Source organism: Bradyrhizobium sp. UFLA06-06 (assembly GCF_054820065.1).
Genome location: NZ_JADFUD010000129.1, coordinates 1 through 5,992, shown reverse-complemented (window position 1 = coordinate 5,992; position 5,992 = coordinate 1). Strand labels below are relative to the sequence as shown.

Sequence of the window (5,992 nt, the reverse complement as noted above, 5' to 3'; positions counted from 1 at the left end):
GGCTGAGAGGGCCTTGGACTTGTCCATGGAGGATCCTTCGACGATACGCAGTGTAGTGGCGGACATTTGGGATGTGCTCCTTATGGCGGGGATTCGCTAGCGGGACAAACGGGTGATGAGGTCGGGTGGAATGCGTTGTTGATTGGAACCTCGTACCACGTTTGTTCTATGTTCGCAATATGTTCTTTCAGGCAAGGAGGTGCCGGCCCGTTTCCATCCACAATGGCCTGCTTTGATTTTTGGAGTGGCCTGGTTTGGGTTTAACCCCATCGCAGCCAAGGGTTAGCCGATGTTCTCGGTAGGACTACTGAGGAGGCCCTCAGATGTTCTGGCCCCATAACTTCCTGCGGGTCGCGATCTGTTCTCGCGGAATATTTACTGGAACAATCGGCCCGGCAGTGCCCTTATTTGGGGGCCCCCAGCCAGACAGGTAGCCCCCCGACTGCTGGAGGAAAACCCGCCTCCGGGACGGGTTGGCGGCCCCCTGTTGGGGCCGTTTAAAATTCCGTAGTTCTCCGGCCAAGAACAAAGTTCCGGGCCGTATGACGCATCTTGCGCCCGAAGTTCCCCTGATAATCAACAAGTTAACCTGACAGGCTCGACCGCGTCAGATAACGGTTGGCACAATCTGCATACTACCTTCGTACCCCTCCTGAGCCCTGGAAAAACTCCGTAGCGTTCGACGGAAGACTCGGGTTCCGCCAGTGTTCGTAACATTGGCCTGCTCAACCAACGCGAATTGCGCGGCGCTGGACAGGCAACACGGCTGGCGACGGTTCCCTGGCGACGCTGCCGGCGGACGAATCCTTTCCGGAATCCACAACGACGGCTCGAACGGGCGCGGCCTTTCACACGATCTTTTTACGGGTGCCAATCATTACTACAACTAATGGTTTAAGTATCGACGACCGCCTTCATTCGCGGAACCGTTACAGATGATCCACAGGGGCATCGAGTTCAGCGTCACCCAGCTGATGGCCGGCGTCTGGAAATGGCGCTTCCAGATCGGCGATCGCGTCTTCACGGGCAAGACCGAAGCAAAGCTCGATCTTCTGGCGATCCGCCGCGTGCAGCTGCGGATCGATCGCGAGCTGAACAATCTGGAGCGGGAACGGACCCGCGGCAGCAATGGGGACTGAGGCACGATCTATCGTGCACGCCCCGGTGCCCTGACCGGCTGGCCCTCGCGCTTCGCTCGAAAACGCTTCAATCCGCGCTTGCCAGCCGCCGCATCGTGAACTCGATGTCGCCGCCGGGAAGCTCGCGCCAGCTCTCGACGGCGCTCATATAGGCCGCTTTCGGGTAGCGCTTGAGAAAGTCACGCGCCCTCACGCGGGCCTGATCGCGTGGCAGGCTGAAGGTCTCGCGCAGATAGCCGTCGTCCGGCTTTCGCCGCTCGGCCATCCGGCTGGCGAGATCGCGCGGACGAGACACCATGCCGCAACTCCGGACCAACTGACGACACCCCAATATAGGGGCGGCGGCAGGAGAATCCGAGTCTGCAGGAGACGGATGAAGTCGCCCCGAACGGGCGTTACTGGTTACGCGGCGCGGCGCTTCCGGGCTGCGCCGAACTTCCGGTCTTGGTCTTCGGCTTGGCGGGATGGGCGGCCGCCTTCGGCGGATCGCTGCGCACGACGCCCCAGGGATCGGACGATCCCTTGGCATCGGGAATCTTGCTCAGCGAGTCCTTGTAGGCCTTGTCCCTGACCGCGTCCTGCTCCTTCTCCTCCTGGGTCCTGGTCTTGACCTCAGGCATCAGGTTGACGTTCGGCATCTGCGCATAGGCCGGCGCCGACAGCAGCACCGCAACCGCGACTGCGCACAAAACTCTCATGAGTACGCTCCTTGCATTTCCGTCGCCGGTATATCACCGCAAGAAAGCCGCCGCCAAGCGCGCCTGCCCCGGCCCTAGAGATGGTCTGACTTGCAGGATTTCGGCGACTGCATCCAGTCGTCCCAGACCGGACCGCAGCGCGTGCAACCGCTGAGCGCAAGCCCGATCGCAACCACGCCGCCGAGCAACACCAATTTGCGGAACATGGACGCCCCCACCACTCGCGAGGAGGCGACTGGGCGCCGAAACTGGGGCATTTTCAAGCCGGGCACGGCGCTTGCAGCGCAGCGCAGTGCGCGTCGGAGCGCAGCGCAAGCGCGCATCGGAACGCAGCGCAGCGCGCGTCGGTTTGACCGGGCGGCCGCGCAAATTACACTGCGCAACAAAGCAGAAAAGGAATCGATCAAATGACTTTGGCGATGAGCTGGGACGAGTGGACGCAGCATGACGGGACGGCGCTCGCGGAGCGCGTCCGGGCCGGCGAGCTGACGCCCCGTGAGCTGGCGTCGCAGGCAGCCAGCGCCGTCGCCAAGGTCGATCCCGCGCTCTCCGGCGTCGTCGAGCTGTTCGACGACGTGATCGCCGACCCCGCGCGCGACGGCGCCGACCTCGACGGCCCGTTCGCCGGCCTGCCCTTCCTGATGAAGGACCTCGGCCCGACCTTGAAGGGGCGGCTGCAGGAGATGGGCTCGCTGATGATGCGCGGCAATCGCGCCGCGGCGGATACCTTCCTGACCGCGAAGATGCGCAAGGCCGGCCTCAATTTGATCGGCCGCACCACGACGCCGGAGTTCGGGGTCTGCAGCTCGGCGGAAAATCCCGCGGTCTATGTCACGCGCAATCCCTGGAACACCGACTACACCACCTGCGGCTCGTCGGCCGGCAGCGCGGCGATGGTCGCCGCCGGCGCCGTGCCGATCGCGCATGCGACCGACGGCGGCGGCTCGATCCGCATTCCCGCCGGGGTCAACGGCAATATCGGCCTGAAAGTCTCGCGCGGCGTGTTCTCGCTCGCGCCGCATCTGTCCGATCTCACCGGGCTGGTCTCGATCCAGGGCTGCCAGTCGCGCACGGTGCGCGACACCGCTGGCTTCGTCGATGCCTGCCGGGGACCTGCGCCCGGCGAGTTCATGCCGTTCTGGACCTCGCCCGAGCCATATGCCGCGATGATCGCGCGCGATCCCGGCCGGCTCAGAATCGCGCTGTCGCACACATGGGGCGGCTATCGCGCGACGCCGCACATCACAGCCGAGCTCGAGCGGGTCGGACGTTTCCTCGAAGGCCTCGGCCACCAGGTCGATTACGCACTGCCGGCGATCGACTACCGGGAAGCCTTCGCGGCGCAGACCACCTGCTACATCAGCAATTTCGCCGTCGTGATCGGCAATATGCTCGCCGCGCGCGGCCTCGAGCGGCCCCCAGTGGAGCTGATCGAGCCCATCAATATCCGCATCTGGGAGCACGGCCGCGACTTCAGCTTCGCCGATCGCGCCCGCATGCAGGCCGTCTTCAACGCCACCTCGCGCGGCTTCGGCGCCTTCTTCGAGGACTGGGACATCATCCTGACGCCGATCACGGCGCTGCCGACGCCGAAGGTCGGCACCACGGAGTATCTCACCATCTCCGACAATCCGTCGGTGCTGGACTGGTTCGGCAATCTCTGGCGCAACTTCGCCTTCACGCCGCTCGCCAATCTCTGCGGCATCCCCGCGATCTCGCTGCCGCTCGCGACCAACGAGCACGGCCTGCCGCTCGGCATCCAGGCGATCGGAAAGCAAGCGAGTGACGGGCTGTTGCTGCAGCTCGCCGCCCAGATCGAACGGGCGATCGACGGCAAGTGGAATGCGGGCAACACGCCGGCCGTGCATGTCACGCGCAACTAGGCGATAAATGGCAAAACCATCAGCGGAGGAAACGGGACGTCATGCAGAAGGCCGGGGAATTCGGGATCGACGACGCAAAACGCGTACTCGGCGACGTCTTTGCGCCGTGGGTGCAGGACCTCAATCTGGCGATCGAGCAGTTCGACATCGCCCCGCCTGAAGGCAGCGATGCCGATTGGCAGCCCGGCGCCATCCTGCGCATGCCGTTTTCCGAGCGATTGTGCCGCAATGGCGGCATCGTCTGCGGCCAGGCGCTGATGGCGTTCGCCGACACCGCGATGGTGCTCGCCAACCTCGCGGCCAACAAGGGCTATCGGCCGATGACGACGGTCGACCAGACCACGCATTTCATGCGCGCGGTGACCGCGTCCGACGTGCTGGCCGACGCCCGCGTGGTCAGGCTCGGCCGCACCATGAGCTTCGGCCGCGTCACGCTGCTCTCCGCCACCGACAACAAGCCGGTGGCGATGGTGTCGAGCGCCTTCGCGATGCTGCCGGGATAGGCCTCTCGCATCATAGACGATGCATCTCCTCATCCCCGCGCAAAGGCTTCGCCTTTGTCGCTGGAGGAGCTTGCGCAGCAAGCGTCTCGAAGGACGAGGCCACCAGCCCGGCCTCATGGTTCGCCTGGCGATGCGAAGCATCGTACAGAGACGCGCGTTCCACGCTCCTCACCATGAGGGTTCAGGCTAATCACGCTGCAAGATTTACTTGCCGAGCTTCTTGCCGCGCATTGAGATGATGGGTTTCTCTTCGCTCTACCCATCCTACGCAACTGTCATCGCCCGGCTTGACCGGGCGATCCAGTACGCCGCGGCCTCTCATTCCATCACCACGATCTCTGGAATACTGGATCACCCGCATGCGCGGGTGATGACACTGAGCAAGCTGACTAGACCAATCCCGCCATAGCTTGCGTAGCAAGATTTACTTGCCGAGCACGGCCTCCGCGGCGTTGACGATGCTGATGGTCGGATTCTTTCCGCAATAGGTGCCGAACTTCTTGGCGTTCTCGGTAAACACGTCGGTGTCGATGATCGCCTCGTCGGAATCGCCCTTGTACCAGCCGTCCATCCACACCAGCACCATCTTGATGGTGTCGTCGCCGCCTTCGACGAACTGTTTGCAGGTCATGATCGAGAGATCGAGGACGGTGGCGCCGGCCGGCGCCGACGACAGCGCGAGCGCGGCGGCAAGCATGATCGAGGCAGTGATCTTCATCGCAATCTCCATGGGCAATGATCTGAAATCAACGGGTTCGCCGGAAGCCCGGCGGGTCCGTTCGCGACCTCGTATGCGAAGCATCACGGCGAACGCAAGCGAGACATCGCGCAACTTTGCCTGCACGTCGCTTCAGTGCACGGATTGAGAATTCGTGTTCCTGATTTGTGACGGCGCCGCGCTAGAGCGTGATGAGAACAGGGCGTGTACTCGAAAATCCAGTGTATGCGAGCGGATAGCGAGGTCGGTGTCGCTCTCAAAAGCCGACATCAGCAATGCTGTGGTGAATGTCCGCTCAGGGCCAAGAAGCGACCTAAGTCGTGCCGACTAGCGAATTAGACGCGGTCGGTCGCGTCATCGCTAAATCCTGCCAAGCGACCAGAAGGCGAACCAGATCCGTGGCCGAGAACCCATAGGTGTCGGGCAATGCGCAGTTTCGGCCCCCGGTCAACCAAGCGTTAGACTGCTCCAAAAAGCTGAAGACTGGCTTCGCAGATCGAAACACCACCATTTGCCTCCTGCGGGTCGAATAAACCCCAAAGTCGCTGACCTGCGCCCAATAGAAGGCCCTTGTTCGATACAGGTTGGTCACTTCAAAACCTGCCTGATTGAGGCTCAGCGAGCACGCACCAGGTTGAAGAGCAAGTATGCTCACAATGCCGGCAGTACCGAAGAAGAGCACTCCCGCAATACCCATCGCCAGTCCAATGCCAGCATTTCCAGGAGATCGAGAAAGAGCAATCCAAATCACAAAGACGCCGCTCGCGGTCATTAATCCCGAGCCTAGCGTCATGAGCAACCATTTGACGCGCGACGGAACTAGGACAATTGGGCCGGGAAATCTTTCGATGATGTCTGACGGTTCTGCGGACACTTCGGCGGTCTCTGATCGCAATGCGCGCATCCTAGACGTGAAATCTGTCCGAAACACCAACAAAACGTGCAAATTTTTGAAAACTCCGAATGTCGGCAATGGGTCTTGGCCGTGTAAAAACGGCCTTGCAGGGCAGTCAATCTTGAAGCCAAAACTGGGCCAGCGTCAGGCCGCGAT

General features: G+C 62.2%; 9 protein-coding genes. 5 read left to right on the top strand and 4 right to left on the bottom strand.

Features of this window, described 5'->3' with window-relative positions:
• Positions 1 to 935: 935 nt before the first annotated feature.
• Complete coding sequence (locus tag IF803_RS42040; RefSeq protein WP_016848526.1) at positions 936 to 1,139, top strand: hypothetical protein; 204 nt, start codon at positions 936 to 938, stop codon at positions 1,137 to 1,139.
• A gap of 67 nt (positions 1,140 to 1,206) precedes the next feature.
• Here IF803_RS42040 and IF803_RS42035 read toward each other — a convergent pair whose 3' ends face one another.
• Together IF803_RS42035 and IF803_RS42030 are read right to left on the bottom strand one after the other, a co-directional pair.
• A complete protein-coding gene (locus IF803_RS42035) occupies positions 1,207 to 1,437 on the bottom strand; it encodes a hypothetical protein (protein WP_016848527.1) in 231 nt (76 codons plus the stop codon).
• Between the two features lie 97 nt (positions 1,438 to 1,534).
• Positions 1,535 to 1,837, bottom strand: coding sequence for a hypothetical protein (locus IF803_RS42030; RefSeq protein ID WP_461196105.1), 303 nt, complete (start codon positions 1,835 to 1,837; stop codon positions 1,535 to 1,537).
• Positions 1,838 to 1,927: 90 nt separating this feature from the next.
• Here IF803_RS42030 and IF803_RS42025 point away from each other — a divergent pair, with 90 nt between their 5' ends.
• Genes IF803_RS42025 through IF803_RS42015 form a run of 3 tightly spaced genes read left to right on the top strand, consistent with a single transcriptional unit; the run spans position 1,928 to position 4,223 of the window.
• Positions 1,928 to 2,248 (top strand): hypothetical protein, encoded by a 321-nt coding sequence (locus tag IF803_RS42025; RefSeq protein ID WP_461196104.1) that lies wholly within the window; start codon positions 1,928 to 1,930, stop codon positions 2,246 to 2,248.
• The gene (locus IF803_RS42020) at positions 2,245 to 3,720 is read left to right on the top strand and encodes an amidase (protein WP_461196103.1); all 1,476 of its coding nucleotides are present in this window, start codon (positions 2,245 to 2,247) and stop codon (positions 3,718 to 3,720) included. The genes IF803_RS42025 and IF803_RS42020 overlap by 4 nt, the downstream gene beginning before the upstream one ends.
• 41 nt (positions 3,721 to 3,761) lie before the next feature.
• Positions 3,762 to 4,223 carry a PaaI family thioesterase gene (locus IF803_RS42015; RefSeq protein ID WP_461196102.1) on the top strand — a complete coding sequence of 154 codons (462 nt, stop codon included), beginning with the start codon at positions 3,762 to 3,764 and terminating at the stop codon, positions 4,221 to 4,223.
• A gap of 424 nt (positions 4,224 to 4,647) precedes the next feature.
• Here IF803_RS42015 and IF803_RS42010 read toward each other — a convergent pair whose 3' ends face one another.
• Positions 4,648 to 4,941: an HdeA/HdeB family chaperone gene (locus IF803_RS42010; protein WP_461196101.1), complete on the bottom strand. Its 294-nt coding sequence runs from the start codon at positions 4,939 to 4,941 to the stop codon at positions 4,648 to 4,650.
• A 313-nt stretch (positions 4,942 to 5,254) separates the two neighbouring features.
• Positions 5,255 to 5,713 (bottom strand): hypothetical protein, encoded by a 459-nt coding sequence (locus IF803_RS42005; protein WP_461196100.1) that lies wholly within the window; start codon positions 5,711 to 5,713, stop codon positions 5,255 to 5,257.
• 76 nt (positions 5,714 to 5,789) lie between these two features.
• On the opposite strand from IF803_RS42005, the gene IF803_RS42000 reads away from it, so the two are divergent.
• The coding region (locus IF803_RS42000) for a hypothetical protein (protein WP_461196099.1) at positions 5,790 to 5,992 on the top strand (203 nt) is incomplete at its 3' end.